The sequence below is a fragment of the Bradyrhizobium sp. LTSP885 genome (genome assembly GCF_000938305.1).
Taxonomy (GTDB): domain Bacteria; phylum Pseudomonadota; class Alphaproteobacteria; order Rhizobiales; family Xanthobacteraceae; genus Bradyrhizobium.
Map to the genome: position 1 here is coordinate 60,757 of NZ_JYMT01000002.1, position 25,245 is coordinate 86,001.

Consider the following 25,245-nt stretch of genomic DNA (forward strand, 5'->3'; position numbering starts at 1 on the left):
TTGCTCTCGGTACAATGGCGCGAGCTGGCCTTAGCTGGCCCGCATCCGCGGCAGGCCCGGCGTGGTGCCGCCGATCGCGGCGCGGCGGTCGGCGATGGCGTGGTGGAATTGCTCGAGCGTCAGGCCGATCACCGAGAGATCGCCTTCCTCAATTGCGCCGTCGTCGTAGCAGTCGAGCGCCTCGCGCAGCAGATCGTCGGCCTGGCCCTGCATCGCCGCCAGCTCTTCGGTGGTCTCGGCGCCGCGCACCTTGGAGATCAACTCAAGCAAATTGTCGCGATGGGTGATGTATTGCTCGCGCTCGTTGCGCTTGAGGTAATGGCGCAGCCAGGCGCCCGCCGAGCCGACGCCTGACAGCAGCAGGATTCCGCCCCAGATGTAGTCGGAGTATTTCTCCATGAAGGTGCGTTCGGTGCCGTCAATATAGGCGGCGGCGCCCGGGTGCGCCGGCAGCGCGGCATCCTTGTCGGTGTCGGGCTTCTCGATCTTGGTCGCAGCAGGCACGTCGTGGGCGATCTGCGGGCGCACCGTGAAGATTTGCCGGAGCAGCGCGCCGACGGTCGCCTCGCTCAGGGTATGCTGCGCGACGATCACATGATTGACGCCGACGGTCTCGACCTTGTCCTCGGGCCGCGCGGGAGACGACGAGAAGATGCTTCCCGCGATCTCCTCGGACTCGTAGAGCGGATGCTTCTGCGCGATCGCCTCCGAGACGTCGATCGGCAGGAACTTCGGTTCGCCGCGCGCGGCCGCCGTGGCCGCGATCGCATCTGACGTGATCTTGCTGTCGAGCGGCCCGACCGTCATGTAGGCGTCGAGCGAGAGGTCGCGCGCCAGATCGGCGATCTGGCTGACGGCGAACTGGCTGACCGCAACCTTGTCCGGATTGACGCCGGACTCGGTGAGGATCACACGCAACAGCGTGACGTTGGCGTCGGTGCGGCCGATCACGCCGACCTTGTGGCCCGCGAGATCGCCGATGCTCTTGACCTTCGAGGCCGCGGACCGCTTTGCGCCCTTCGGCGGTGCGCCCGACGGCGCCCACAGCACGACGACATTCTTGCGCAGGATCGAAACCGACTCGGCGCTGGCCGGCACATTGAGATCGCCGCGCGCGACCGCGAGGTCGACCTTGCCGGCGGTGAACAGGGCGATGCTCTCGGCGGCGCCCAGGGTCGTGGTCGGCCGCAGCCGAACCGTGCTGCCGTTGTGCGCAAAGGCCTGCGTGAACGCCTGCACCAGTTTCAGGTCGTCGCTGCCAGGCGGCCCGACCGCAATCCGCAACGTCACCGGACGCATCGCGTAATAGAGCGTGCTGCCGAGGATGCCGAACACGAAGATGCCCGCCGCAAGGATCAGCAGCGACGAGTTTCTTCGCCTGAGCCTGCGGCGCGTGGCGCCGGGATTTTCGCTCTGCTCTGACATCTTACTGTCACGATACACCAAAAAGCGGCGGAACGCCGCGAAAAACAACCTTACATTTCGATGACGTCATACGTTTGAAACATCCATGTCAGAACGTCGTGGGAGCAGAATCAAAATTAACGATTTGGATCTCCTGCAATGCGCATACTGGTTGCGACCGATGCCTGGCATCCGCAAGTCAACGGCGTGGTGAGGACGTTGACCTCGCTGGCGCGCAGCGCCGCGGGGCTCGGCGCCGACATCGAATTCCTCACGCCCGATGGCTTTCGCTCGGTCGGGGTGCCGACCTATCCGGGCCTGCGCGTCGCGCTGCCGAACCGCCGCGAGATCGCGCGCCGGATCGAAGAGGCCGCGCCGGACGCGATCCACATCGCGACCGAAGGTCCGATCGGCTGGTCGGTGCGCGGCTATTGCTGGCGCAACAAGCTGGCATTCACGACTTCCTACACCACGCGGTTTCCGGAATATGTCTCGGTACGAACCGGGATTCCGGACAGCGTGGGTTACGCCGTGCTGCGCCACTTCCACGCCGCGGCGTCGATGACGATGGTCGCGACCGACTCGTTGCGGCAGGAGCTCACCGAGCGCGGCTTCCGCAAGCTCGGCTTCTGGACTCGCGGCGTCGACACCCAGTTGTTCCATCCGGATCACCCGGCCAGCCTCGATTTGCCGCGACCGATCTTCATGACCATGGGCCGCGTTGCGGTGGAGAAGAATCTCGACGCGTTCCTGTCGCTCGACCTGCCGGGTTCCAAGGTCGTGGTCGGCGACGGGCCGCAGAAGGCGGCGCTCGCGCTGAAATATCCCGACGCGATCTTCCTCGGCGAGAAAAAGGGACAGGACCTGACCTCGCATCTCGCCGCCGCTGATGTCTTCGTGTTCCCGAGCCTCACCGACACCTTCGGCGTCGTGCAGCTCGAGGCGCTGGCTTGCGGCACGCCGGTGGCGGCGTTCCCGGTCACCGGCCCGAAGGACGTGATCGCGGATCATCCGATCGGCGCCATCGACAACGATTTGCGCAGCGCCTGCCTGCGCGCGCTGACGATGTCGCGCGCGACCTGCCGCAGTTTCGCGCTCGAGCGTTCCTGGGAAAACAGTGCGCGTCAGTTCATCGGCAATCTGGCCACGTTGCAGCCGAGCCGCGCCCCGCGGCCCGCCCGCCGCGTCGCCGGCCGGACTGCTGTTCCGAATTAAGACCTCAACCGAACGAGAGACCATCTATGGCAAATATCATCAAGCTCGACGCCAACCGTCCCCTGGACTTCGACCGCGAGACGGTCGAGCAGGCCTACGACCGCTGGGCGCCGATCTACGACCTCGTATTCGGCGGCGTGTTCAGCAAGGGCCGGCAGGCCGCGATCCAGGCCACCAACAAGATCGGCGGCCGTGTGCTCGAGGTCGGCGTCGGCACCGGCATCTCGCTGCCGCTTTACAGCCAGAACGTCCGCATCTTCGGCACCGACATTTCGGAAGCGATGCTGGACAAGGCCAAGAAGCGCGTCGCGGAATACAATCTGAAGAACGTCGAGGGGCTCGCGGTGATGGACGCCGAGAAGCTCGAATTTCCTGACGATTCGTTCGACGTGGTGATGGCGCAGTATGTCGTCACCGCGGTGCCTAACCCGGAAGTGGCGCTCGACGAGTTCGCCCGCGTGGTGCGTCCGGGCGGCGAGCTGATCATCCTGACCCGTGTCAGCGCCGATGCCGGCATGCGCCGCTTCATCGAGCAGAAGCTGCAGCCGGTGGTGCGTCCGCTCGGCTTCCGTACCGCCGAGTTCGCCTGGTCGCGCTACACCAAATGGCTGGCCGGCACGAAGGGCATGGAGCTCGCCGAGCGCCGCCTGATCCCGCCGCTCGGCCACTTCTCGCTGGTCCGTTTCCGCAAGGTGGACGTGGCCAAAGCGGCCTGAGGCCGCACCCGTTGCGTCAAGGCGTCGCTGCACATCGTTATATGTCATTATGATGATGTCACACGCCGTACATCGAATCCCTGTAAACCAAGTTCCGAAAGATGTTGGGGGAACCAATGATCAAGAATTTCCTGCAAGAACTGCGTACCCAGCGCTGGGATGACCACCGCTTCTATCATCACAGCCGGATCAACCAGAGCCTGCACTTCGTCAGCGCGCTGAGCTTCGTGTTTGCCTATGTGATGCTGTTCTTCGATCCGGTGGTGTCGGCGCTGGTCGGCTGGCTGGTCTCGATGACCTCGCGGCAGGCCGGTCACTTCTTCTTCGAGCCGAAGGGCTACGACCACGTCAACCACGCCACCCACGAGCACAAGGAAGACATCAAGGTCGGCTACAATCTGCAGCGCAAGGTCGTGCTGATGGCGATCTGGGCGCTCTCGCCGATGGTGCTGTATTTCGATCCGACCCTGTTCGGCCTGTTCAAGCCGTGGGTGTCGATGACCGACTTCGCCCGTCAGGTGGCCAAGATCTGGCTCGTGGTCGGCGTCGGCGGCCTCTTGTTCCGCACCATCCATCTGTTCTTCATCCGCGACATCGAGACCGGCCTCGTCTGGATGACCAAGATCATCACCGACCCCTTCCACGACCTGAAGCTCTATCACAAGGCGCCGCTGTTCCTGATGAAGGGCGAACTGATCGATCCGGGTCTCGAGAAGCACGTCAAGCACGCCTGATCGTTGAACCCAACGTCTTGGAACTGCGTGATGCCCGGGCTAGTCCCGGGCATCACCGTCTTAGGGCTTCACAAGGATAGCTTCGGTTTGAATCTCTTCGCCAGCGCGCACGCTTCACCTCGCCCCGCGTGTGGGGAGAGGTCGGATCGCATCGTCAGATGCGATCCGGGTGAGGGAGGCTCACCGCGAGTCCGTCTGTCACCGATGTTGTGGAGGCAGCCCCTCACCCCAACCCTCTCCCCGCAAGGGCGGGGCGAGGGGGCGAGACAGCGGTGCGAGCTTCTAGCGCTTGAACTTCACCGCGAGCATCTCCTTGAGGATCTGCCGCTTGATGTTCTTGTTGGTGAGGCCTTCCTGGTGCCACCACCAGCCATCGCGCTTCATCTTCTCGCAAGCTGTGACGAAGCGGTCGGCGACCTCGGTGAAGTCGGCGTCGGTGTAGTTGAGGCTGAAGATCAGGCGGCCGGTGCCGACCCAGCTCAGCGCCAGTCCCTCGGCCCGCAGATAATATTGCAGCATCCAGTTGTAGCGGGACGGCTCGGTGTAACCGACGGTCCAGATCGACGAGATGTTGCCGACGCGCACCGGAAGCCCCTCGGCGGCGAGGCGGTCGTTCAGCGCGGTGGCGCGGCCGTTCCAGGTCTCGTCGAGGCCGTTATAGATCGAGCGGAAGTTCGGGCTGGCGAGCCGGCTCAAAAACTCGTCCATCGCCGTCATCACATAAGGATGCGAGTTGAAGGTGCCGCGGGCAAAGCAGACGTCGGCGGGACGATCGTCGCGGAAGCGCCGCATCAGATCCTTGCGACCGCAGACCGCGCCCACGGGGAGGCCGCCGGCAAGGCTCTTGCCGTAAGTTACCATGTCGGCCTTGACGCCGAAATATTCCTGGGCGCCGCCGGCGGCGAGGCGGAAGCCGACGAACACCTCGTCGAAGATCAGGACGATGCCGCGCTCGGTGCAGACCTCGCGCAGCTTCGCCAGCCATTCGGTGTAGGCGGCGCGGTCGTAACGCGAGGAGCGCGAAGAGTCGACCAGGGCGGAATCGCCGGGCGCGTTGGAATTCGGATGCAGCGCCTGCAGCGGGTTGACCAGCACGCAGGCGATGTCCTTGCGGGTTCGCAGCACGTGCAGCGTCTTCTCCGACATGTCGGCGAGCGTGTAGGTCTCATGCGGCGACACCGGATTTCCGACGCCGGGCTGCACCTCGCCCCACCAGCCATGATAGGAGCCGGCGAACCGAACCAGATGCGTCCGCTTGGTGTGGTAGCGCGCCAGCCGCACCGCCTGCATGACGGCTTCGGTGCCGGACATGTGGAACGAGACCTCGTCGAGGCCGGAGATCTCGCAGAGCCGCTTGACGTTGTCGGCGATCACAGGGTGGTAGGGACCGAGCACCGGGCCGAGCGCCTGCGCACGCTTCTCGCCCTCGGCGATGCACTCCTTGTAGAAGTCGTTGCCGAAGATGTTGACGCCGTAGGAGCCGGTCAGGTCGTAGAAGACATTGCCGTCGGGGTCGGTGACGGTGACGCCCTTCGAGGCCTGCACGAAGGCCGAGGTGTTGAGGTGTTCGCGCACCAGGCGGCTGTACTGGAACGGCACGCGGTAGGTTTCGGTGAACTGCAGGTCCGAGATGCGGTCCGAGACCTCGGCGGTGAGCGCGCGGCCCTTGGAGTAGCGGTCTTGGTAGATGCCGGCGAGACGGAAGAAGCCGTCCTGGCGCTGCATCGCGACCTCGGACGGCGCACCGTCGGAGCGAAAGAAGTCGTCGATGTCGAATTCGTAGTGCGGCACCAGGCGCGCCACCATCTTGGACATCTTGGAATGTCCGGTCAGCGAGCGGTGCTTGGCGCGCGACAGGGCAAGCCGTGCCTTGACTTTGGGGAAGGCTGCGGCGGCGCCGGCAAGCGCGGCGGCGGACAGCGAGAGAATCGGAAGGGATGAATCCATGACAGAAGCGCTAGCGTCAGCATCTAACAAATTCATGACAGCGAAGGGCCTGATCGCGGCGTTCACCCAGCAGGAAGACCTCAATTTCCTGTTGACCAACCGGATTCCGCGGGCGGTGGTGACCCGGTTCATGGGCTGGTTCTCCAAGATCGAGAACCCCCTGGTGCGCGACGCCTCGATCACCTGCTGGCGGCTGTTCTCCGACCTCGACCTGTCGGAAGCCAAGAAGACCGAGTTCAGGAGCCTGCACGACTGCTTCACCCGCGAGCTGAAGCCCGGCCTGCGCCCGGTCGCAGCCGATCCCGCCATCATCGCGAGCCCCTCGGACGCGATCATCGGCGCCCATGGACGGATCGAGGACGGGCAGTTGTTCCAGGTCAAGGGCGCGCCCTATTCGCTGCTCGATCTGCTCGGAGACCCTGACCTGCTCGAGCAGCACAAAAACGGTCGCTTCGTCACGCTGCGGCTGACCTCGAGCATGTATCATCGCTTCCACGCGCCTGCGGACCTTGCGATCGACAAGGTCACGTTCATTCATGGCGACGTCTGGAACGTCAATCCGATCGCGCTGAAGCGGGTCGAGCGGCTGTTTTGCAAGAACGAACGCGCGGTGCTGCGCGCGAAACTTGCGACCGGCGAGGCGCTGACGCTGGTTCCGGTCGCCGCCATTTTGGTGGCGAGCCTCCGCCTGCATTTCCTCGACGTCACGCTGAACGCGCAGTCGCGGGGGCCGGTCGATTTTCCGTGCGATGCGCAGGTGAAGAAGGGCGATGAGCTCGGCTGGTTCGAGCACGGCTCGACCATCATCGTGCTGGCGCCCGACAATTTCGAATTCTGCGACAACGTTGCGGAGGGAACGCGGATCAAATGCGGCGAGCCGCTGCTGCGAAAACCTGTGGTCTGATCTCGATTTTTCCGTCGGGTGTCTTTATATCGGCGCGATCGTCTGAGACGATTGTAAGATCGCAAACCCTTGGGATACGAGATGGCACGGACGCCTGTTCTGGCGGCGGGAGGCATTGTGCTGCGGCGGGACGCGCCGCCGCGGTTTGCTGTCGTGCGTCTGCGCAAGCGTAATGAATGGGTGCTGCCGAAGGGCAAGCTCGATGCCGGCGAGACGCCGCGCGATGCCGCCGAGCGCGAGGTACTCGAGGAAACCGGCCACGACGTGGACGTGCACGAGTTCATCGGCACGCTGGTCTACGAGTCCGGCGGCCGCTCCAAGGTGGTGCATTATTGGCGGATGGATGCCGGCGACAGACCGGTGCGCGAACTGATGAACGACATCCGGGCGGTCGACTGGCTGCCGCTCGAGGACGCGCTCGACCGCCTGTCGCGCGGCTATGAGCGCGCCTTCCTGGAAAATGTCGGCCCGATCGCGCTGCAGGCCGCGGAGCGTGCCGAGAGCGTGCGGCGTGCCCGCGCGCGGGCCGCGGCGGCGGAGAAACGCCGTAGCCGGGGTCCCGCGGTGCCACCGGCCGCTGGGGAGATGCCCGTGGTCGAGGAAACGCCGCCGGTCGAGGGGATGCCCGCGGCGCTGACCGAACCGGACGCGCCGGCCATGGTGCCGCAGGACGACGTGGTTGAGGTAGGCGAAGTCATGGCGGCGGAGCAGGCTATCGACCCGGTCGCGCCTGCGGAGCAGCCGTCATTCGCACCTGCCGTCGAGCCGGTCGCGATCGCCCCGGCGAACGCTGTGCGTCGAAACCTCATTCAGCGGGTCCGGGACTGGCTGGGCCGCGCGGTCTGAGCCGGACTTTCTCTTATTTGCGCTTCTTTGGCGGAGGCTTTGCAGCCTTCGGTGCAGGCGGGCGCCGTTGCTGCACGCCGGGTCGCGGTGCGGCCGGCCGTTGCACGCCGGGCCGTGGTGCGCCGGGTGTAGCCTGCTGAATGCCTGATGGTTGCGGCTGGCCTTGCGGGCGAACCGATGGTGGCAGCGCGCCGTTTTGCTGCGGAGCACCGGGCTGCCGCACACCGCCAGGCGGCTGCGTGCCTGCCGGCCCGCGCGGGCTTCCCGGCTGTACACCGCTTGGCTGTGTTGCACTGCCTTGGCGGGCAGGTTCTTGGCGAGCAGGTTGCTGTCCCGCCGGCTGTTGTCCCGCCGGAGGCTGCGCGCCCGGAGCGCGCGGCAGCGCCGCGCCGCCGGGCTGGCCGGGCAGGTTGTGCTGCGCGGCGCCTTGCGGCTGCGTGCCCGGCTGCTGCTGCGAGCCCTGCCGGCCGGGCGCGCCCGGTTGCTGCGGCTGGCCGGGACGGTTCGGCTGACCCGGTTGTTGTGGCGTGTTGCGGTTCTGGCCCGGCACTCCGTTCTGGCGTTGGTTCGGCTGCGCCGGCTGGCCGCGGTTCGGATAGGGCGCGGCCGGATTGGCGCGACGGAAGTCCGGATTGGCGCGGCGGAAGTCGCGCTGTTCGCTGACGACCTGCCGTCCCACTGTCTGCGCGCTGTGCACCGCGCGCACAAAGCCCTGGTCGCGCGCCATCTGCTGCGGCGAGATCGTCAGCGGCACCGCGGCGAAGCGGGCGCCGCCGGTGCCGGGGCGTATAGCAAAACCGCTCGCGCCGCGCGTCAACACGCCAAGCGAGGTGCCGCTGCGGTCGGCGACCTCGATGCGTCCGACGTGTCCGTCGGGGTCGGGATAGAGCTTGATGCCAATATTGTCGCTGGTCGCGGTCGCGCCTTCCGGCACCTCGACGAGGCCCGTGGTGCCGCGGATGCCGAGCGTTGCCGTCGGCGTCGATATCTTCATGTTGCCGGTCTTGGCGACGGCAGCGGCGACAAAGGCCGCCGTGCCCTTGGCGACGTTGAACAGCGCGTTGTTCTGCTGGCCGCCGTCTTCATAGACATAGCTGTCGATGGTGATCTTGGCGTTGGCCCGCAGGTTGAAGGTGGTGGCATCGTTGAAGGTGATGCCGAGCGACGACGTCGCCGCGGTCGCGACCTCGTCATTGGCGTAGATGTCGTCGCGGATTTGCAGCGGCGCGGTGATTTTGTTGCGGGTGACCGTGGCGGTGCCGGTCAATGTCGCGACGTTGCCGATCGGCTCGGGCGTCGCGGCCGCCGCTGGCGGAGTCGCGGGTGCAGGTGTCGCCGGCGTCGCGCCTGGTGCCGGGGTGGTGGGCGCAGGTGCCTGTGCAGATGGCTGCGCTTGCGCCAGTTGAATCACTTCGGGCGCCGCGACGGCTTGCGCCTGCCAGCCCATGATGAAGCCGGCACCAAGCAGAAGCGCGAAAGACAGCCTGCGCCGCATCACCATCGATTCCCGGGAAGCCCCTGACGGACCGGCAATTGAGCCGTGTCAGGCTGAATGCCGTATGAACGGCATTGCCTTGTTGTCATGGCAGGCCGTGACGATCAAGCACCGCGCTCCCGGCCAGGGCAACGCGGCGCTTATTCGGTCCGTCGCAGGGATTGCTCAGCCGCGCTTGTGCGGAGCGATGTTAAGCGGCTTTGCGGGCTTGCCGGCGGGCGAATAATTCGCGGGCTGCGCGGCCGCTGCCGGCGGCTCGTAGCGGAACACCGCCTTGCAGCCGTCGCTGAGCAGCGCACGCTGGCGGACCATGCAGGCGGTGACGCGATCGACGTCGGGAATCTCGGCGCTGCACAGCCGCATCGCGTCGCCGGTGCACATCTGCTGCTGCTCCTCCGTGTAGGCATACGACGCCGAGGTCAGCAGACCGAGCGTGAAGGCGGTTGCGGCGAGCAATTTGCCGTGACGAAGCGCAGACGCGGTGAAAGCCATGATGTCCCCCTTGGTCATCGCGCCAGAGCGGCGCGCTGTCGGACGGCATCACTAGGGAGGTTTCGTTTCCGCAATTCTTCGTCGGGAGCGGAAAACGGTTTCGTCGCACGCTGCTTTGTTTCATTAACCACGCACCGGCCGCGTGCGCGGAGCGCGCCCGTCATGGCGACGCGGTTGCGGTGCGACCGTCGAGGGCCAGCACGGCGTCCCGTTCGGCGGCCGGCATGGCGTAGATCCGCCGCCGCGCGATCATGCGCATGGCGGCATATCCGCCGAGGAACACCACCACCTTGCTGACGATGCCGTAGATCGGCATCACCACGGCCCATGTCGCGATGTCGCTCGTCAACGCGACGAACGCATTCACTGCGGCGGAGACGAACATCAGCCCCGCCCAGACGTAGCCAACCACGACGGCGACGTCGGGGATGACCGTCTTTGCGATCTCGGGCAGGTAGCGATTGAGCCAGCCGGGCTTGAGCATCACGACGCCGACGATCGCGTAGATCACGCTCGGCTTGATCAGCACAAAGCGGGGGTCATGGGTGAGCAGCGTCGCGGTGCCCGCAGCGACGACCAGGAACAGGCTCAGCCACTCCATGGTCTCGATCCGCTTTCGGCGGACGAACTGGAGCCCGATCTGCGCGACGCCAAAGGCGATGCCGAGGCCGACCGAAAGCGCCGTATTGTGCGTCAGCAGGAACAGGACGAGGAAGACAAAGGTCGACGCCAGGTCGAGCAGCAGCAGGCGGGCGGCGTTGAGAAAGTTTTTCATGGGACGTTGAACTCCGTTGTCCTGGCCGCGCGACAGGCATGCCGCGCGCGCAATGCTTGGATCACTTGCCGTCGACCGAAAACGCGATCAGCAAATTTCCTTCCTTGCCTTTGAGGTCATAGATGTTGGCGGTCGAGCGTCCGGCATAGCCGGAATGAACATAGACCATGCCGTTCACGATTGTCGGTCCCGCGCCATCCATCACGCCGCCATAGGCCGGCTTGCCGAGCACGTCGTTGATGGGGTCGGCGGCGGTGTTGAAGTCCCAGACGACATTGCCGTCGTCAGCCGCATAAGCGCGAAAGTGCCCGTCCATCGAGGCGGCGAACACCACACCGGGGATCGCGGTGACCGCCATCGAGATGGCGCCGGAGCAGAAGACGTTGGTCCATCGGCAGGGCGTCTTGGGTGCCGGCGTGTTCCAAAGGATCGTGCCATCAGCGATCCGGATCGCGGTCAGCCCGGGTTTTGGATCGCGAAAATTCACCACGTCGGAAATGCCGACATAGACATTGTCCCCGTCGGCCGCCGAGCCGAACTCGACGCCGCCCAATGCACTGCCGCTGCTGAGGCGATGGCGCCAGATGATTTTTCCGTCAGCGTCGGGATCAAGCGCGTAGACGTCGCCCGACTTCTGGCCGGCGATCAGCATCTGCTTGCCGTCCTTCAGCGTATGCAGGATCACGGAGTCGCCCAGCGCAAAATCCGGTCCGACCGGATGCGGGCAGTTGGCGGCGGCGGGGCAGCCGATGATGTAGTTGTCGTCCTTCAGCAGCTGGTTCTTCCACCTGACAGCGCCGGTCTTGATATCCATCGCGATCACGGCATCGGCGCCGTCATGGAAGGCGTCAGTATGCGAGTTGGAGGTCGCGACATAGATCAGGCCGCGCGCCGGATCGATCGTCGGCGCGCTCCAGATCGAGCCGCCCGAGGGGCCCCACATTTGCCTGCCCTTGGCGTTCAACCGGTAGGGCTCCGGCTTCTTGTCGGTCGTGTAGGTCTTCCAGAGAATCTCGCCGCTGTTGGCGTCGAGCGCGACCAGCGAGCCGATGAACTTGCAGCAGACATAGTCGTCGTTGCGGGCGAAGGCCTCGTTGCCGGTCGAAACCGGCACCAGCAGCACGCCGTCATGGAGCGTCGGCGATCCCGTCATCTGCAGCCCGGTGCTGTCGTCGACCTTGGTGCGCCAGATCGGCTCGCCGGTCTCGGCGTCGATGGCGACCGCGCTCTTGGTCCAGTCCGAGAAGTAGAGGGCGGTGCGATGGCCGGGCCGGTTCGCGATTCTGCCGATCGAGACGCTCGATCGCGTCGCCGCAAGCGAGTCGAACCGCCAGTAGACGCAGCCCGAGCGCGCATCGAGCGCGTAGACCGCGCCCGACATGCTGGTCACATAGAGCCGGTTGCCGATCACGGTGGCTTGGCCGTTCTTCGAGCCGGGGTAGTGGAAGGCCCATTTGACCTTGAGCCGCGGCACGTCGGCCGCCGCGAACCCCGGGTCGGGCTGATAGCGAGCGTTGTCGGGCCGCGGGGACCAGCCGTTCCATTGCGGGCTCGACAGATCGATTGGCGGCAGCGGTCCCTCGCATTTGGGGCCGTCGAGCGGCAGCTGTGCGGACGAAGGCCCCCAGATCGCGTTCGGGTTGGGATCACCGGGTTGAGGCGCGGCAGCGCTGAGATAGAGCGCGATCGCCTTCATCTCGTCCTGCGACAGGCCAGCCGCCATCGGCGCCATGACTTGGCTCATGGCGCTGAGGATGAAGGCGGGCGGATTCCGCGACAGGATCTCGCGCGATGGCGTGCGATCGCTGGCGCGATCGTGACAGCCGGCGCAACGCTGCTCGTACAGCGCCTTGCCGGGCGCAGGATCATCGGCCGAGGCGGCAGCGACAGGCAGCAATACGCTGGCGCCCAACGCCAACAGTGTCGAAAGCCGGTTGCTCACGCGCGAGACGCCCATGCGATCAACCCCGCTCCGGATAGTGATCGGTGAAGGCGCCGATGTGGCATTGATAGCCGTCCGGGGGCGGCGTGAGGACGAAATCCTTCGGGCTCGCGCCCTTTGGATGTGAGGCCATCGTCTTCAGGGCCCAGGCGTTGAAGGCCTGGGTGTTGACCTGCGGCCACATATGTCCGTGGGTCGAACTGCATCCGACATGAACCACATCAGGCTGGCTCGCAAAGAAGTTGGAGCTCGCCTGCGTCGACGGGCGGTAGTCCGCACACAGGCCGATCGACGGGCCGCAATTCCACAGATCCTTGTTGCCGCCCCAGAGCGTGATGACGATCATCGGTCCAAGCCGCGCCGGCAGCGGGTAGGGGCCGACCCGGCCCTGCGTGATGTCGGTCGGATTGGCGGCCATGAGGCTGCGTGCGTCGTTGAAGGAAAGCCCCGCGCCGTCGTCACGCGTCACATACCATTCGCCCGAGATCGGCATGCCGCCGGCCCAGAAGTTTGAATCGAACAACAGCGCCCGGTTGGTCATGGTGCCGCCGGAGGAGATGCCGCCGATATAAAAACGCTCGGGATCGAGCTTCCATCTGGTTCCGGCACATTGGATCGCCGCCTGGAAGAAGCTGGCGTCGGGACCGGCGTCCTGTTTCCATGGTTCGCCGCTAGCGTTGGCCGCGCGGCCCTCGTTCCATGGCTTCCAATTCCAGCCGTCGGTGCCGGGGCCGTTGCAGCGCGGACCGGCATAGGCCGGATCGCCGTCGGCGCATTGCCGCACCGGCCCGATCACCATGAAACCCTCTTGCGCCATCAGCGCATTGGCGCCGCTGCGCGGCGCAGTCAGGTTGTCGTTGGTGGATTCGACCGTGCCGGTCAGCGGCACCCATACCGGTGCCGGGCTCGCGCCGTTGGCCGGAGGATAGACCCAGAACGACCGCTTCATCCCCTTGTGGGGAAAATCGACGTTGAGGCCTTGATGGACCTGATAGCCGTCGGGACATTGCCACGTCACCGCGGCCGCAATGGCTACGGAAGGCTGAGCCATAAGGCCCAGTGTCATCGCGGCTAAAACTGCAACCCTATTCACCTGCGAGGTCCCGAAGCGGAGTCGTTACGGCACACCCTAGGCAGATCGCGCGGCTGCAGGCCTATCGAATTCTGAAATCGAGGAGCGAATTGTCAGCTCGAACGAGCAATTTCGGCTTCGCGGTAGATGTTTTGCCCGGTAGCCGCCTTTCGGCGAAATTCTGTCGGCGTCAATCCGGTGTCGGCCTTGAACGCCCGGTTGAACGGCGCAAGCGACTGGAACCCGGCGTCCAGGGCAATCGTCAGCACCGGAACCTCGGCCTGGCCGAGATCGGCGAGTGCCGCCTTGGCCTCGTCGATGCGATAGCGGTTGAGGAAGGCGTTGAAATTGCGGTGACCGAGGCCGTCGTTGATCAGTGTTCGCAGCCGGTATTCCGGCACTCCGAGCCGGACCGCCAGCAGGCCGATGGTCAACCCTTCCTGCCGGTAGGTCCGTTCGGTTGTCATCAGGTATTCCAGGCGATGGAGCGAAGCGCGGTCCGTTGCCGGCGGGCTGGTGCGTACGGACGACCCGGATGCCCGGCCGGCGTCGCCGCTTCCGGCACCCGCGCCGGCCACGGCCGGCTGGCTTTCGGGCGGATCAAACAGCATCATCCAGATCGACAGCAGCGCGAATGCGCCGAGGCCGCAGGCGACGGTCAGGCTGATCGACCGGTTTGGAATTCCAGCGAGCCCTGCGGAAGCGCTGAGCACGATCTGGCTGCTGATGCCAATCAGCAGCGCGACCAGCAACCGGCCGCGTGCTGTCGTGATCGCCTTGCGCCATCCCTTCGCCGTCTGCGCAATCGCCAGAACGGCGAAGGCGATCGACGCTGCAGCCAGCAGGCGTCCGCACGTCGCTGCAAGCCCGGGCCAGCTGGTCCAACCGTTGAAGGCCACGACGCCGAGGCCGGCCATCAGCATCCAAATAGCCGCATGCCAGGGTCGTAGCGTAAAATGTTCATCGAATATCATTCGCGCCCACAGCCACAGGATCACGGGAGAGCTCATGCCGAGCGCGACCAACGGCGAGCTCCAGCCGAATGACCAGGTCGGAAAGAACGGCGCAGTCGAGATCGCGTACGCCGCACCGGCCACGCCCATGGCGGCACCGAGGCTCGCGGCACGGTGGACCGTCGTGTAGCGCAGCAACAAGTCAGCGCAAACCACCAGGAACAGCCCGACCACCGCACCGCGGAGGCCGAGATCAAGAGCCGTCAATGCCATCGCAGCCGTCCTCCGCGAATTCAACTCAAGTTCACAGTCGGGCTGTTATACCGTGCCGGACGATCCGCATGAAGCGGCATATGCGGATCACGCTGTAGGTTTGGTGTGCCTAATCCGATCCACAGGCTCGTCATGCCCGGGCTTGTCCCGGGCATCCACGTCTTTTGTTCCGCGGACAGCAAGACGTGGATGGCCGGGCATAGGCGAGCGGAAGCGACGCCGTCCTTCGGACGGCTATGCCCGGCCATGACGATACGCTAGCTGACCCGCTTCCAGGTCTGGCCGCCGCAGAACATGCCGCCGAAGGCGCAACCTTGTACGCGCATCGCGTCGGGGCCCTTCATCGCGATCGTCGAGTCGTAGTTGCGGTCGGAGTCGGGATCGTGGATGCGGCCGCTCCACTTGTTGCCGTCGGGCTTCATGTTGATCAGGATTCGCGCGTTGGTCTTGACGGAATAACCGCAGAGATTGACGCCGCATTGTTCGACGCGGACGTTGCCTTTGTTCTCTTCGGTGGCCCAGATGCCGATCGGTCCGGTTGCGGTGGGCGCCGTTGCTGCGGCGACGGGAGCGGGTTGCGGCAGCGGCGCGGGTTGCGCGGCGACCGGGGAAGGTGCGGGCGCAACGGGCGCGGCCTCAACCGGCGCAGGTGCCGCGGTCGCAACCCTCGCGGCTGGAGCAGAAGGAGGGGGCGGCGCGACAGTGGACGCAACCGGTGCGGTCGGTTGCGGCGCTGCAGCCTGAACCGGCGCAGGCGCAGGCGCGGCCGGCGGCGCCGACGCAAAATCGTCATCGTCGTCCTTCTTCGAGCCGAGCCCCTTGAGATTGATGTTGCCGATCGTGCCGCTGTAGCCCGGCGCCGAGATGCGGATGCAGGACAGCGCGTTGCAGTTGCGCGGCGCCTCGACATGGATGCGCTGGCCGTCGATCTGGACGGTGATGCCGGAGCCGCCGGCATAAGCGGAGGTGGTGGCCATCAGCAGCACAGCGATTGCAACGAGCCTTTTCATGAGAGCCTCCTTCAGCGTGAACGGTGGGGTGCATCTGGCGTGAACGCTACGCGCCGTCGGCGCCGTCTTCTGTGACTGGAGTCACAGGGCCCGCGCGCGTCGGACAAATGGGCGCGTGACTCAGCTCACAGCACCGTGAGCGCCTCGCGGCTAGCGTGTTGACCGATACCCGAGGAGGCCTCGATGAAGCGCTTCTGCTTGCTCGCCGCGTTGATGCTGTTCAGTCCGTCCGCTCATGCCGGCAACGGCATCTCGTTTTCGATCGGCGGCCATCGGATCCATCTCGACTCGGTTCGGTGCCGCTCGCTCTCTTGCGTGTCGGTCGATGGCGCATCCAGGCGCGATGATGGTGGCGATGATGCTCGCGTGACGAAGCCGCCGCCGGCATCTGCAGCGATTCCGGCCGCGCCTGCAAGCAATCCACCGCCAGTCGTCGTCTACAAGCCGGCTCCTGTCGCATTGCCGCCGATCGCCACACCACCGGCGCCTGCACCTCCGCCGCGCGTGGTCACCGCACCGCCGCCCGCTGTTGTCGTTCCGCCGCCACCACCACCAACTCCGCCGCCGGTGGTGCGACCGGCGGAGCCCGCGCGGCCGGTGCCGCAGGTCGTGCGTGTGTCGCGCGAGCCCGAGGACGAACCGGCCGAAGGCCCGATCGGGGACTGGCAGACTGAAGCCAACAACCTGGTGCGCATTCGCCTCTGCGGCCGCGCGCTATGCGGCTACGCGCTCGATCGCGAGACGCGCGATTTGGGCGAAGCGGTGTTGATCAACATGAAGCCAAAGCAGGATGCGCAGTGGAGCGGCAACATCTACAGCCATGATAGCGGCAACACCTATTACGGCACGATCGAATTGACTGATCCGGACAGGATGCTGGTCGCAGCCTGCGCGCTCGGCCGCTTCTATTGCACCACGGCCGACTGGACCCGCGTCTCGCGCACACCGCGGCAGCAGCGCGTGATCACGCAGCGGCAGAGCCAGCCCGAGCCGCGGTCCTGACCTGGCAAATGTCCAATTTGTAATCGACCGGGTTCGAACCGGCGGCTCCGTCGCGCGCGACCGATAGAGGTCAACGCATTTTCCGAAGCGATGGAGGCCAACATGAAACGCCTGAGCCTGGTTGCGCTGCTGCTGCTCGGCAGCGCCGTCGCCGCCCATGCCGACAACGACATCTACACCGACATGCTGAAGCAGAAGCGCAGCGACGACGCGCTCCACGTCGATACCGCATCCTGCGATGCGCAAGTAGGCGCCCCACAGAACGGCACGGCGACGTCAATCCAATACAAGACCTGCATGCGCGCCCGCGGCTGGCGCTTCAGCCATACGGTCCGCGAGCGTGCCAAGCCTGATGACGGCTATCCTGATCCTGACAATCCGGGGCTGGTCTGCCACGACTTCAAGGTCGGCGGCATCACCGGATCGAGCTGTTCGAATTTTTGATTGTCTGCGCGGATCTATCCCGCGTCATTGCGAGCAACGCGAAGCAATCCATCGAGCCGCACGTGCGGAGGCATGGATTGCTTCGTCGCTTTCGCTCCTCGCAATGACGGGTGGCCCAAACAACAACGCGCCCGGCGGGGGCGGCCGCCGGGCGCGAAAATCCAGATCCGATGCGACCTCTAGAAAACGCCGAGGATGATGGCGCCGACGAAGGCGAACGCGACGTACGCAGCCACAATGCCCAGCTTGCTCAGCAGAGGACTCGCGAAATCCATTGGGAAACTCCCTTGGCTCACACGCTGCCTGTATTAACCACAAAGCTAGCAAGACGTTCCCGGCCAAAAAAGTCAGCACTGCTGTCCATCCTGCCATCTCCAATGCGGCGCCGGGTTCCGCCGCATGGTTAAAGAGACGTGAATTCAATGCGTTGAAGAGTCCTTAAATAAATTCGGTGAACCTGCGCGCATGACGCGTGGAGTTCGTTTGTATCTCGTCGGCTCCCTTGTCCTTGTTTCGCTGGCTGGTTGCGGGCGCGGTCTGTTTCAGACCGCCGAGCGCGAGCCGTGGCGGGCCGAGGCAGAGGCCGCATGTTTGAAATCCGGCGCCGTCAAGGAGAGCGCCGACCTCGTTCGGATCGACCCGATCGCCGGTCCGGGCGTCTGCGGTGCGGAATTCCCGCTCAAGGTTGCCGCGCTCGGGGAGGCCAACTCGAGTTATGGCTTTGCCGACGATCTGCGCCCGCCGGCGCCGATCGGCAACCAGCCGCGCTGGCCGATCAATCCGCAAGCGAGCCCGCCGCCCGCGCAGGCGCCTTATTCCAACCAGGCCGTGGGCCAGCCAGGCTATGGCGCTCAGCCGAACGGGCCGGTCTCGCTGACTGCGCCCGGCGTCGACCCGCAGCAGGAAGAGATCGACCTGCCGGCGGAAGGCGCGCCCGAGCCGAGAGGCGGCAGACCGTATTATCCGGGCCTTCATGCCAATCCGCAGCGCGACAGCGCGGCCGCGCCCTATTCACCGGCGCCCTATTCTCAGCAGCCGCAGGACGCGGCACCGCCGCCGCGGCTCGGTCCGCCCATCGGCAACCAGGTGATGGCGGTCGGCCCGGTCGCGGTGAAGCCGACGGCGACGCTGGCGTGCCCGATCGTCTCGGTGCTGGAGCACTGGCTCGCCGAGTCCGTGCAGCCGGCGGCGCAGCGCTGGTTCGGCGCGCGGGTGGTCGAGATCAAGCAGATCTCGGCCTATTCCTGCCGCGGCATGAACGGCAATCCGAATGCGCATATTTCCGAGCACGCCTTCGGTAACGCGCTCGATATCGCCGCCTTCACGCTCGCCGACGGCCGGCGGATCAGCGTCAAGGACGGCTGGAAGGGCATGCCGGAGGAGCAGGGCTTTCTGCGCGACGTCCAGGCCGCCGCCTGCCGGGAGTTCAATACGGTGCTGGCGCCGGGCTCCAACAAATATCACTACGACCATATCCATGTGGACCTGATGCGCCGCGCCAGCCGCCGCATCATCTGCGAACCGTCAGCCGTCTCGGGCGAGGAAGTTGCCTCCCGTGCCGGTGGCCGCGGCCCCTATGCAGCGCGCGAACCGTATGCCACAGGATCGCTTGGCCGCCGGCCGGTCGCCCCGCGGGGCAAGCCCGGGGTCAACGAAGAGGACGAGTTGACGGACGAGTAGGGCGCCTCTGGTATCCGTATTATTACCGGGCGACCGCGCAAACGGTGGCCACTTTTGGCTGCATATGATTGCGGAGCCGGATGGGCCCGGCTGATTTCCTTTGGGGGTAGCTTTGCAAGACGCTCCGATCATTCTCGTCATTGAAGACGATCGTGACCTTCAGATGATGGTGGAGGACGCCCTGAAGGACGGCGGCTTTGAGCCTGCGATTGCGGGCTCCGGCGAGGAAGCGTTGACGCTGCTGAAGGCGTTCCGGACCAAATACTCGGCGCTGGTCACCGATATCCGCCTGCTCGGCCGGCTCGACGGCTGGCGCGTGGCGCGTGGCGCCCGCGAGGTCGATCCGGCCTTTCCCGTGCTCTACATCACCGGCGGTGGCGGCGACGACTGGCCGACCAGGGGCGTGCCGGACAGCGCGCTGCTGCAGAAGCCGTTCTCGCCCGACCAACTGGTCGCGGCGGTAGCACGGCTGCTCAAGGATGCGCCGCGGGTGTGATTTCGATCTCCGGCGCGCAGCGGCGCTTTTGCGGTTGGATCAAGAGGGGCGTGCCTCGATTATGCTCAGCATGGGACCAGCAGGCGTCACGCTGGCCAGTGCGAAGCCGGTGGCGCTGCAAAGATCGGAGAACTCTTCACGCGTTCGCTCGCGGCCACCCGGCGAAACCAGCATGTTGAGGTCGGAGCATTTGCCGATAAGCCCTTCGTTCGGCGGCGCGATGACGCGGTCAATGATCAGAATCCTGCTGGTCGCGCGCGCCGCGTGACGGCAGGCCCTCAGGATCAGGATCGCCTCATCATCCTCCCAATCATGCAGAATTGCCCGCAATATGTAAGCATCCGCTCCGGAAGGAACGGTCTCAAAGAAGCTGCCCGCAACGATCTCGCATCGGTCTGCCACTCCCGCTGACGCAAGAAGAGGCCTCGCCTTCTCGACGACATGGGGCTGGTCAAGCAGGATCCCGTGCATGCCGGGATTCGCGGCGAGAATGCCGGCGAGCGCCTGTCCCCGTCCGCCGCCGACGTCGGCAATCAGCCGAAACGGCGAGAAGTCGTAGGCCTTGAGGATCGCGTCGGTGGCGTTCTTCGAAAGGGCCGTCATCGCTTGATCGAAGATCGCGCTTTCTTCGGGATGTTCGGCGCGGAATTGCCAGACCGACTTGCCGTTGAGATCGGTGAATGCGTTGTTTCCAGTTCGCACGCTGTGCAGCAGATGGCCCCAGGCCCCCCACATGTAGGGCCGCCCGACGAACGCCGCCCATGCCCCGACCGGCGTGGATGAATCGGACCGCAGGCAATCGCCCATCGGGGTAAGCAGAAAAGCTGCGCGCAGGATGCTCGTGGAGGACACCGGCCGCTGCGAGCGCGCGAAGCAGACGATAAAGTGCACCGGCGTGGACATCGATCCGGGCAGCCAGGTCATCGTTCGGACGCGGACCGTCCTTCAGGTGGTCGGCCACGCCGAGGTGCACGGCGGCGTAGATCGCCTGCGTGATCTGGTAGCCGTTGATGAGGCGATACATCTCGGCCGATGGACTTGTTGTCATGGCGATCGGTCTCCCTGTCGTCGTTTCCTAGTCGCTGTCGTCGATCGGTTCAGGTCGGCCGAGCGGGGCCATGCCGACACCGTCGAAACGGGCCAACTGAAGATGATGGATTGCACGGTAGTCGCGCGGCGAATTGCGGACGCCAATGCCTGCCATGAACATCGGCGGCGTCTCGCCATTCAATGACGTGGCCAGACGCAGCAGATTTTCGCGTGTGAGGTCGTCGCCGCACCGTTTCAGAACGAGTTCGAGCATGCAGGCGTTGTCGTATCCCGACACGGCCGACAGATTGTCGAGGTCGACATTCGGCAAGTATTTGGTCGCGAATGCCCGATAGTCGACCACGGCAATCTCGCTAGCCTGAGTCGGATCCGTCGGCTGGCGCTCCCAGATCGCCGTCACGACGCCTTTCGACGCGGCGGCCCCGGCGGGAACGAATGTCGATCCCGCTGAGCCGATCGCAACGATGTGCAGAGGGTGCCATCCCAACGCCGCAGCTGCGCGAATGCCCTGGGCGCTATATTTCGCTTGCGTGAACTGGACCAGGACGTCCGCGCCCGCTGACTTCAAGTCCACGATCTGAGCGTCGATCGATGCCTCGGTCAGCTCATGACTTGTCTTCCGGACGATCATCTGCTGCGCGCGATCGCCCAGTCCGCGTTCGAAACCCTTGAGGTAGTCGCGGCCGAAATCGTCGTTCTCGTATTGAACCGCGATCCTTCCACTCGGCCGTTCGCGGAGAACGAATTTCGCGAACAGGATGCCACGCGATATGAACGTCGGATAGAAGGGCACGATCCAGGGAAACGCGACTGGATCGTTGAAGCGTTCCGCGCCCGAGGTCAGGAACAGATTCGGGATGCCGCGATCGTTCAGATATTTCTGTGTCGCGGCATTGGTCGGCGTTCCGATCGAGCCGGCGATGGCAAAGACCTCGTCGGCCTCGACGAGCCTGCGAGTCTGTTCGAGTGCCTTGGCGGGATTGAAGGCGTTGTCGAGCGAGATGAAGTTGACCTTGCGGCCGTTGATGCCTCCGCGGTCGTTGACCATCCGGAAATAGGCCGCCTGGGCCAGTCCGTAGGCCGCCGAGCCGGAGGCGGGACCGCTGTAGAATGCCGTTGTACCGAGCTTGATCTCATTGGCTGCGATGCCGGATACGCCCGGTTTTGCCCGTGCGCGGCCTCCGTTTGCAAGCGCCGCTCCAGTACCAACCAGGAAATGCCTGCGAGACAATAGACGCATGTCGAGCCTCCCGCACTTCACGCAAATTCGTCGAACTGGCCTTCTCTTTCGCTGCCGCGCTTGCGGCGACCAGCGCCGGGTCGTGCATGAACGCCGTTTCCCTCGACAAGCTTGGCGAGCAAGTCGATCAGCAGCGTTCGTTCGTGCGCCGCGAGCGGCGACAGGATTCGGTCATTCGCGGCCCGGATCTTTGGCAGCAGGGTTTCAAAAACCTGCGTTCCCTTTCCGGTCAAATGTAGCTCGCGGGCGCGCCGGTCGGTGTCGTTGATCCGGCGGACGATCAGTCCCTGGCGCTCAAGCCGGTCGCTGATCAGGCTGGCGCTGTTGCGATCGATGCCGATGGCATCGGCCACGCGCCGTTGTTCGATGCCCGGCATATCGACAACGAAGCGCAACATGGCGAATTCGAGCTGCACGACGCCGCTGCCTTCGAGCTCCTCGGCGATCAGGGACGCGCAGATTTGCTGAAGCCGGCGCGCCAGCGGCGCAGCGACGCGCGGCAAAGGAAGTCCGTCCTTGCCGATCTTGAAAATATTCGGATCCGGGCGCACCGACGGCGCCGGCGGCTCTCCGGTGGCTGGTTTGGGCCGTTCTGCACGTGGTAGTTTCGTCATAATTATGATGATAATAATTATGAGCATTCTGTCAAGCGCAAAGTGACCCACGATCCGATCTCTGGCGGACGCGGCAGCGGCGTGTCCGACAGCGCGTTGCTGCAGAAGCCGTTTTCGCCCAACCAACTGGTCGCGGCGGTGACGAAGCTGCTCAAGGATGCGCCGCGGGTGTGATCGCGGTGGTTTGGCGGCACTTATTCCGTCTTTACAAAGTACCGCAGCGTCCCTTCTCGAATTCATACGGCATCCCGCTCATCTTCGAGACGAACATTTCCACGTTCGTGCCACATGGAGGCGAGGATGATGGCTTATCGTGCGTATATTGTCGGGGCGCACAGCCGACCGATTGGGGTGGTCAACATGGACTGCGGCGATGATGACGCCGCCATCGCGTCCGCCAGCCGTCTCGTCGACAGCCACGACGTCGAACTTTGGCAGATGGACCGGCCGGTCGCGAGATTCGACGCCGCGTCAAAGCAGATCGTCAGGAAGTAGTTGCTGATAGCAGGTGTCGCGCCGTGCGATCCCTGATGATAGACCTTGCGTCAGGTTCGTCATCAACGGGGATCATCGATCATGGCAGCAGGAAAAGTCGCGCTTGTCACCGCCGGCGGCAGTGGCATGGGAGCCGCGGCGGCGCGCAGGCTCGCGACGGACGGATTCCACGTCGCGATCCTGTCATCGTCGGGCAAGGGCGAGGCGCTGGCGAATGAGCTCGGCGGGGTCGGCTTCACCGGCTCGAACCGGTCGAATGACGACCTGAAGCGCGCCGTCGACGGCGTGATGGCGCGCTGGGGCCGCATCGACGCGCTGGTCAACAGCGCCGGCCACGGCCCGCGCGCGCCAGTGCTGGAATTGACCGACGAGCAGTGGCACACCGGTCTCGACGTCTATCTGCTGAACGTGATCCGCCCGACGCGTCTCGTGGCGCCGATCATGCAGGCGCAGAAATCAGGCACCATCATCAATATCTCCTCCGCCTGGGCGTTCGAGCCGACCGCGATGTTTCCGACCTCGGCGGTGTTCCGCGCCGGCCTTGCAGCGTTCACAAAGCTGTTCACGGACAGCTATGCGAAGGACAATGTCCGCATGAACAACGTTCTGCCGGGCTGGATCGACAGCCTGCCGGCAAACGAAGAGCGGCGCTCGAGCGTGCCGATGCAGCGTTACGGCACGGCCGAGGAGATCGCGGCGACGATTGCGTTCCTCGCGTCCGATGGCGCCGGTTACATCACCGGCCAGAACATCCGCGTCGATGGCGGATTGATGCGGTCGGTGTAGTGCAGTTGCGTCTACACGCTGCATCCCGTGTTCCAATCCGCGGTCGCCACAAGTGTGGTGACCGGAGATTGCATTTGTCATGATGACAAACTGAAAGCGCAGGACTAGCCTTCCGGCAAAATCGAAACGCACGGGAGGATATGGCATGCCAGACGCAGCAGTCGCAGCACGCGCTTCGGACTCAACGCGCAGCGGAACCGCACAACAGGTCGACGTCGCGGTCGTCGGCGCCGGTTTTGCCGGGCTCTATCTGCTGCATCGGCTACGCAAGGCCGGCTTCTCGGCGGTCGTGCTCGAGGAAGGCGGCGACGTCGGCGGCACCTGGTACTGGAACCGGTATCCCGGTGCGCGCTGCGACATCCAGACCATCGACTACAGCTATACGTTCGATCCGGAACTCGACACGGCCTGGACCTGGTCGGAGAAATACGCGACCCAGCCGGAAATCCTGCGCTATCTCGGCTTCGTCGCCGACCGCTACGATCTCCGCCGCGACATCCGCTTCGGCACCAGGGTGACGCAGGCAACATGGGATGATTCCAGCGAGCGCTGGCAGATTGCGACCAGCCATGGCGCCCCAGTCTCGTGCCGCGACTACATCATGGCGACCGGTTGCCTGTCGTCGCCGAAACCGCCGGAGATCGACGGCGTCAAGGATTTCAAGGGCCAGATCTATTTCACCGGCCGTTGGCCGCATGACGGCGTCGATCTCAAGGGCAAGCGCGTGGCCGTGATCGGCACCGGATCGTCGGGCATCCAGTCGATCCCGCTGATCGCAGAGCAGGCCGCGCAGCTTACCGTGTTCCAGCGCACGCCGAACTTCGCGCTGCCCGCGGGCAACGGGCCGGCGCCGGACGATCGCAAGGGCTTCTTCGAGACCGATCGCGCCGCCTATCGCGAGCAGGCGCGCTGGTCGATGGCCGGCGTGCCGTATCCGCAGCAGATGGATGTGAGCTGGCAGTTAAGCGACGCCGAGCGCCGCGCGCGCTTCGAGAAGGCGTGGGCGGCCGGCGACCTCGTCCACATCCTGACGCAACTCTGGGCCGACCAGGGCGTCGATGTTGACGGCAACAGGCTGGTCGGAGAGCTGATCCGCGAGAAGATCCGCAGTGCCGTGAAGGACCCGGAGATCGCAGCAGCGCTGAGCCCGCACGACCATCCGTTCGGCGCCAAGCGTCCCTGCCTCGATACCAATTACTACGCGACCTACAACCGTCCCAACGTCACGCTGGTCAATCTGCGGCAGGAGCCGATCAAGGCGATCACGTCTGGCGGCATCACCACCGACAAGCGTAGCGTCGATGTGGACGTCATCGTGTTCGCGACCGGCTTCGACGCGATGACCGGCGCGATCATGGCGGTGCATCCGATTTCGGGCCGCGGCGGAAAGTCGCTGTCCGATGTCTGGGCGCACGGGCCGCAGAGCTATCTCGGCCTCACCGTTTCAGGCTTCCCGAATCTGTTCATGATCACCGGTCCCGGCAGCCCGTCGGTGCTGTCGAACATGGCGGTCTCGATCGAGCAGCATGTCGATTGGGTGGTCGATCGCCTGGCTGAGGTGCGCAACGCCGGCTTCACCACCATGGAAGCGACCGAGGCGGCGCAGGCCGGCTGGGAGCGGCACATGGCCGACTGCGCGACGCTGACGCTGCATCGGCTC

Annotated in this window: 25 protein-coding genes and 1 pseudogene; 13 read left to right on the top strand and 13 right to left on the bottom strand. The window is 65.0% G+C overall.

The genetic code is table 11. The annotated features are described in order from the left end of the window. Positions 1-30: 30 nt before the first annotated feature. Positions 31-1,425 carry a TAXI family TRAP transporter solute-binding subunit gene (locus tag UP09_RS00355; RefSeq protein WP_044536189.1) on the bottom strand — a complete coding sequence of 465 codons (1,395 nt, stop codon included), beginning with the start codon at positions 1,423-1,425 and terminating at the stop codon, positions 31-33. Positions 1,426-1,563: 138 nt separating this feature from the next. On the opposite strand from UP09_RS00355, the gene UP09_RS00360 reads away from it, so the two are divergent. From UP09_RS00360 to UP09_RS00370, 3 genes are all read left to right on the top strand, one after another. Beyond that, on the top strand, positions 1,564-2,619 hold the full coding sequence (locus UP09_RS00360; RefSeq protein WP_044536015.1) for a glycosyltransferase family 4 protein: 1,056 nt from the start codon (positions 1,564-1,566) through the stop codon (positions 2,617-2,619). A gap of 26 nt (positions 2,620-2,645) precedes the next feature. Then, the gene (locus UP09_RS00365; protein ID WP_044536016.1) at positions 2,646-3,335 is read left to right on the top strand and encodes a class I SAM-dependent methyltransferase; all 690 of its coding nucleotides are present in this window, start codon (positions 2,646-2,648) and stop codon (positions 3,333-3,335) included. Between the two features lie 116 nt (positions 3,336-3,451). Then, entirely contained in the window at positions 3,452-4,069 is a 618-nt protein-coding gene (locus UP09_RS00370; RefSeq protein WP_044536017.1) for a hypothetical protein, read from the top strand. Between the two features lie 282 nt (positions 4,070-4,351). Here the strand turns inward: UP09_RS00370 and UP09_RS00375 are convergent, their stop codons facing one another. Then, the gene (locus tag UP09_RS00375) at positions 4,352-6,016 is read right to left on the bottom strand and encodes an aminotransferase class III-fold pyridoxal phosphate-dependent enzyme (protein ID WP_044536018.1); all 1,665 of its coding nucleotides are present in this window, start codon (positions 6,014-6,016) and stop codon (positions 4,352-4,354) included. A 34-nt stretch (positions 6,017-6,050) separates the two neighbouring features. Here UP09_RS00375 and asd point away from each other — a divergent pair, with 34 nt between their 5' ends. Beyond that, positions 6,051-6,920: an archaetidylserine decarboxylase gene (asd, locus tag UP09_RS00380; protein WP_044536019.1), complete on the top strand. Its 870-nt coding sequence runs from the start codon at positions 6,051-6,053 to the stop codon at positions 6,918-6,920. A gap of 81 nt (positions 6,921-7,001) precedes the next feature. After that, the gene (locus UP09_RS38885; RefSeq protein ID WP_082069912.1) at positions 7,002-7,766 is read left to right on the top strand and encodes an NUDIX hydrolase; all 765 of its coding nucleotides are present in this window, start codon (positions 7,002-7,004) and stop codon (positions 7,764-7,766) included. Between the two features lie 13 nt (positions 7,767-7,779). Here the strand turns inward: UP09_RS38885 and UP09_RS00390 are convergent, their stop codons facing one another. The 7 genes from UP09_RS00390 to UP09_RS00420 all read right to left on the bottom strand — a co-directional run bounded on the left by UP09_RS00390 (position 7,780) and on the right by UP09_RS00420 (position 15,778). Then, positions 7,780-9,261 carry a FecR domain-containing protein gene (locus tag UP09_RS00390; protein ID WP_349643887.1) on the bottom strand — a complete coding sequence of 494 codons (1,482 nt, stop codon included), beginning with the start codon at positions 9,259-9,261 and terminating at the stop codon, positions 7,780-7,782. A gap of 165 nt (positions 9,262-9,426) precedes the next feature. Then, on the bottom strand, positions 9,427-9,753 hold the full coding sequence (locus tag UP09_RS36160; protein ID WP_245301717.1) for a hypothetical protein: 327 nt from the start codon (positions 9,751-9,753) through the stop codon (positions 9,427-9,429). Between the two features lie 160 nt (positions 9,754-9,913). Beyond that, positions 9,914-10,528, bottom strand: a complete 615-nt coding sequence (locus UP09_RS00400; protein ID WP_044536021.1) for an inner membrane-spanning protein YciB — start codon at positions 10,526-10,528, stop codon at positions 9,914-9,916. A 61-nt stretch (positions 10,529-10,589) separates the two neighbouring features. Then, positions 10,590-12,470: an outer membrane protein assembly factor BamB family protein gene (locus tag UP09_RS00405; RefSeq protein WP_245301718.1), complete on the bottom strand. Its 1,881-nt coding sequence runs from the start codon at positions 12,468-12,470 to the stop codon at positions 10,590-10,592. A 19-nt stretch (positions 12,471-12,489) separates the two neighbouring features. Further along, entirely contained in the window at positions 12,490-13,521 is a 1,032-nt protein-coding gene (locus UP09_RS38345; protein WP_044536022.1) for an alpha/beta hydrolase family protein, read from the bottom strand. A gap of 134 nt (positions 13,522-13,655) precedes the next feature. Further along, entirely contained in the window at positions 13,656-14,768 is a 1,113-nt protein-coding gene (locus UP09_RS00415) for a helix-turn-helix domain-containing protein (protein ID WP_044536023.1), read from the bottom strand. A gap of 257 nt (positions 14,769-15,025) precedes the next feature. Then, positions 15,026-15,778, bottom strand: a complete 753-nt coding sequence (locus UP09_RS00420; RefSeq protein ID WP_044536024.1) for a DUF2147 domain-containing protein — start codon at positions 15,776-15,778, stop codon at positions 15,026-15,028. A gap of 183 nt (positions 15,779-15,961) precedes the next feature. Between UP09_RS00420 and UP09_RS38705 the strand changes: the two genes are divergently transcribed. The 4 genes from UP09_RS38705 to UP09_RS00440 all read left to right on the top strand — a co-directional run bounded on the left by UP09_RS38705 (position 15,962) and on the right by UP09_RS00440 (position 19,400). Continuing rightward, positions 15,962-16,780, top strand: coding sequence for a DUF2147 domain-containing protein (locus tag UP09_RS38705; RefSeq protein WP_044536025.1), 819 nt, complete (start codon positions 15,962-15,964; stop codon positions 16,778-16,780). Between the two features lie 102 nt (positions 16,781-16,882). Then, complete coding sequence (locus UP09_RS37330) at positions 16,883-17,224, top strand: hypothetical protein (protein WP_156164373.1); 342 nt, start codon at positions 16,883-16,885, stop codon at positions 17,222-17,224. Between the two features lie 465 nt (positions 17,225-17,689). Continuing rightward, a complete protein-coding gene (locus UP09_RS00435; protein ID WP_044536027.1) occupies positions 17,690-18,904 on the top strand; it encodes an extensin family protein in 1,215 nt (404 codons plus the stop codon). A 112-nt stretch (positions 18,905-19,016) separates the two neighbouring features. Beyond that, positions 19,017-19,400, top strand: a complete 384-nt coding sequence (locus UP09_RS00440) for a response regulator (protein ID WP_044536028.1) — start codon at positions 19,017-19,019, stop codon at positions 19,398-19,400. A gap of 39 nt (positions 19,401-19,439) precedes the next feature. Here the strand turns inward: UP09_RS00440 and UP09_RS00445 are convergent, their stop codons facing one another. From UP09_RS00445 to UP09_RS36690, 4 genes and pseudogenes are all read right to left on the bottom strand, one after another. Continuing rightward, positions 19,440-20,324, bottom strand: a complete 885-nt coding sequence (locus tag UP09_RS00445) for a methyltransferase (protein WP_349643888.1) — start codon at positions 20,322-20,324, stop codon at positions 19,440-19,442. Beyond that, positions 20,281-20,448 (bottom strand): annotated as a pseudogene (locus tag UP09_RS38355) (methyltransferase family protein); the annotation flags it as partial. The pseudogene UP09_RS38355 and the gene UP09_RS00445, both read right to left, overlap by 44 nt. Positions 20,449-20,475: 27 nt before the next feature. Continuing rightward, positions 20,476-21,690, bottom strand: coding sequence for an ABC transporter substrate-binding protein (locus UP09_RS00450; protein WP_044536029.1), 1,215 nt, complete (start codon positions 21,688-21,690; stop codon positions 20,476-20,478). Between the two features lie 17 nt (positions 21,691-21,707). Beyond that, entirely contained in the window at positions 21,708-22,241 is a 534-nt protein-coding gene (locus UP09_RS36690; RefSeq protein ID WP_052832903.1) for a MarR family winged helix-turn-helix transcriptional regulator, read from the bottom strand. A gap of 105 nt (positions 22,242-22,346) precedes the next feature. Between UP09_RS36690 and UP09_RS38710 the strand changes: the two genes are divergently transcribed. The 4 genes from UP09_RS38710 to UP09_RS38360 form a co-directional block, all read left to right on the top strand. After that, a complete protein-coding gene (locus tag UP09_RS38710) occupies positions 22,347-22,478 on the top strand; it encodes a hypothetical protein (RefSeq protein WP_283805948.1) in 132 nt (43 codons plus the stop codon). Positions 22,479-22,604: 126 nt separating this feature from the next. Continuing rightward, a complete protein-coding gene (locus UP09_RS00460; RefSeq protein ID WP_156164375.1) occupies positions 22,605-22,799 on the top strand; it encodes a hypothetical protein in 195 nt (64 codons plus the stop codon). A gap of 81 nt (positions 22,800-22,880) precedes the next feature. Then, positions 22,881-23,585, top strand: a complete 705-nt coding sequence (locus UP09_RS00465) for an SDR family oxidoreductase (RefSeq protein ID WP_044536030.1) — start codon at positions 22,881-22,883, stop codon at positions 23,583-23,585. Positions 23,586-23,730: 145 nt separating this feature from the next. Continuing rightward, a partial coding sequence (locus UP09_RS38360; protein ID WP_044536031.1) for a flavin-containing monooxygenase occupies positions 23,731-25,245 on the top strand: 1,515 nt, incomplete at its 3' end.

Coding starts and splice junctions, on each gene's coding strand:
- UP09_RS00390 (WP_349643887.1), bottom strand. CDS start 9,261: ATGCGGCGCAGGCTGTCTTTCGCGCTTCTGCTTGGTGCCGGCTTCATC.
- UP09_RS00415 (WP_044536023.1), bottom strand. CDS start 14,768: ATGGCATTGACGGCTCTTGATCTCGGCCTCCGCGGTGCGGTGGTCGGG.
- UP09_RS00465 (WP_044536030.1), top strand. CDS start 22,881: ATGGCAGCAGGAAAAGTCGCGCTTGTCACCGCCGGCGGCAGTGGCATG.
- UP09_RS37330 (WP_156164373.1), top strand. CDS start 16,883: ATGAAACGCCTGAGCCTGGTTGCGCTGCTGCTGCTCGGCAGCGCCGTC.
- UP09_RS38705 (WP_044536025.1), top strand. CDS start 15,962: ATGAAGCGCTTCTGCTTGCTCGCCGCGTTGATGCTGTTCAGTCCGTCC.
- asd (WP_044536019.1), top strand. CDS start 6,051: ATGACAGCGAAGGGCCTGATCGCGGCGTTCACCCAGCAGGAAGACCTC.
- UP09_RS00370 (WP_044536017.1), top strand. CDS start 3,452: ATGATCAAGAATTTCCTGCAAGAACTGCGTACCCAGCGCTGGGATGAC.
- UP09_RS38345 (WP_044536022.1), bottom strand. CDS start 13,521: ATGGCTCAGCCTTCCGTAGCCATTGCGGCCGCGGTGACGTGGCAATGT.
- UP09_RS00360 (WP_044536015.1), top strand. CDS start 1,564: ATGCGCATACTGGTTGCGACCGATGCCTGGCATCCGCAAGTCAACGGC.
- UP09_RS00420 (WP_044536024.1), bottom strand. CDS start 15,778: ATGAAAAGGCTCGTTGCAATCGCTGTGCTGCTGATGGCCACCACCTCC.
- UP09_RS00460 (WP_156164375.1), top strand. CDS start 22,605: ATGATGGCTTATCGTGCGTATATTGTCGGGGCGCACAGCCGACCGATT.
- UP09_RS00375 (WP_044536018.1), bottom strand. CDS start 6,016: ATGGATTCATCCCTTCCGATTCTCTCGCTGTCCGCCGCCGCGCTTGCC.
- UP09_RS00400 (WP_044536021.1), bottom strand. CDS start 10,528: ATGAAAAACTTTCTCAACGCCGCCCGCCTGCTGCTGCTCGACCTGGCG.
- UP09_RS00365 (WP_044536016.1), top strand. CDS start 2,646: ATGGCAAATATCATCAAGCTCGACGCCAACCGTCCCCTGGACTTCGAC.
- UP09_RS38885 (WP_082069912.1), top strand. CDS start 7,002: ATGGCACGGACGCCTGTTCTGGCGGCGGGAGGCATTGTGCTGCGGCGG.
- UP09_RS00355 (WP_044536189.1), bottom strand. CDS start 1,425: ATGTCAGAGCAGAGCGAAAATCCCGGCGCCACGCGCCGCAGGCTCAGG.
- UP09_RS00435 (WP_044536027.1), top strand. CDS start 17,690: ATGACGCGTGGAGTTCGTTTGTATCTCGTCGGCTCCCTTGTCCTTGTT.
- UP09_RS00450 (WP_044536029.1), bottom strand. CDS start 21,690: ATGCGTCTATTGTCTCGCAGGCATTTCCTGGTTGGTACTGGAGCGGCG.
- UP09_RS36160 (WP_245301717.1), bottom strand. CDS start 9,753: ATGGCTTTCACCGCGTCTGCGCTTCGTCACGGCAAATTGCTCGCCGCA.
- UP09_RS00445 (WP_349643888.1), bottom strand. CDS start 20,324: ATGACCTGGCTGCCCGGATCGATGTCCACGCCGGTGCACTTTATCGTC.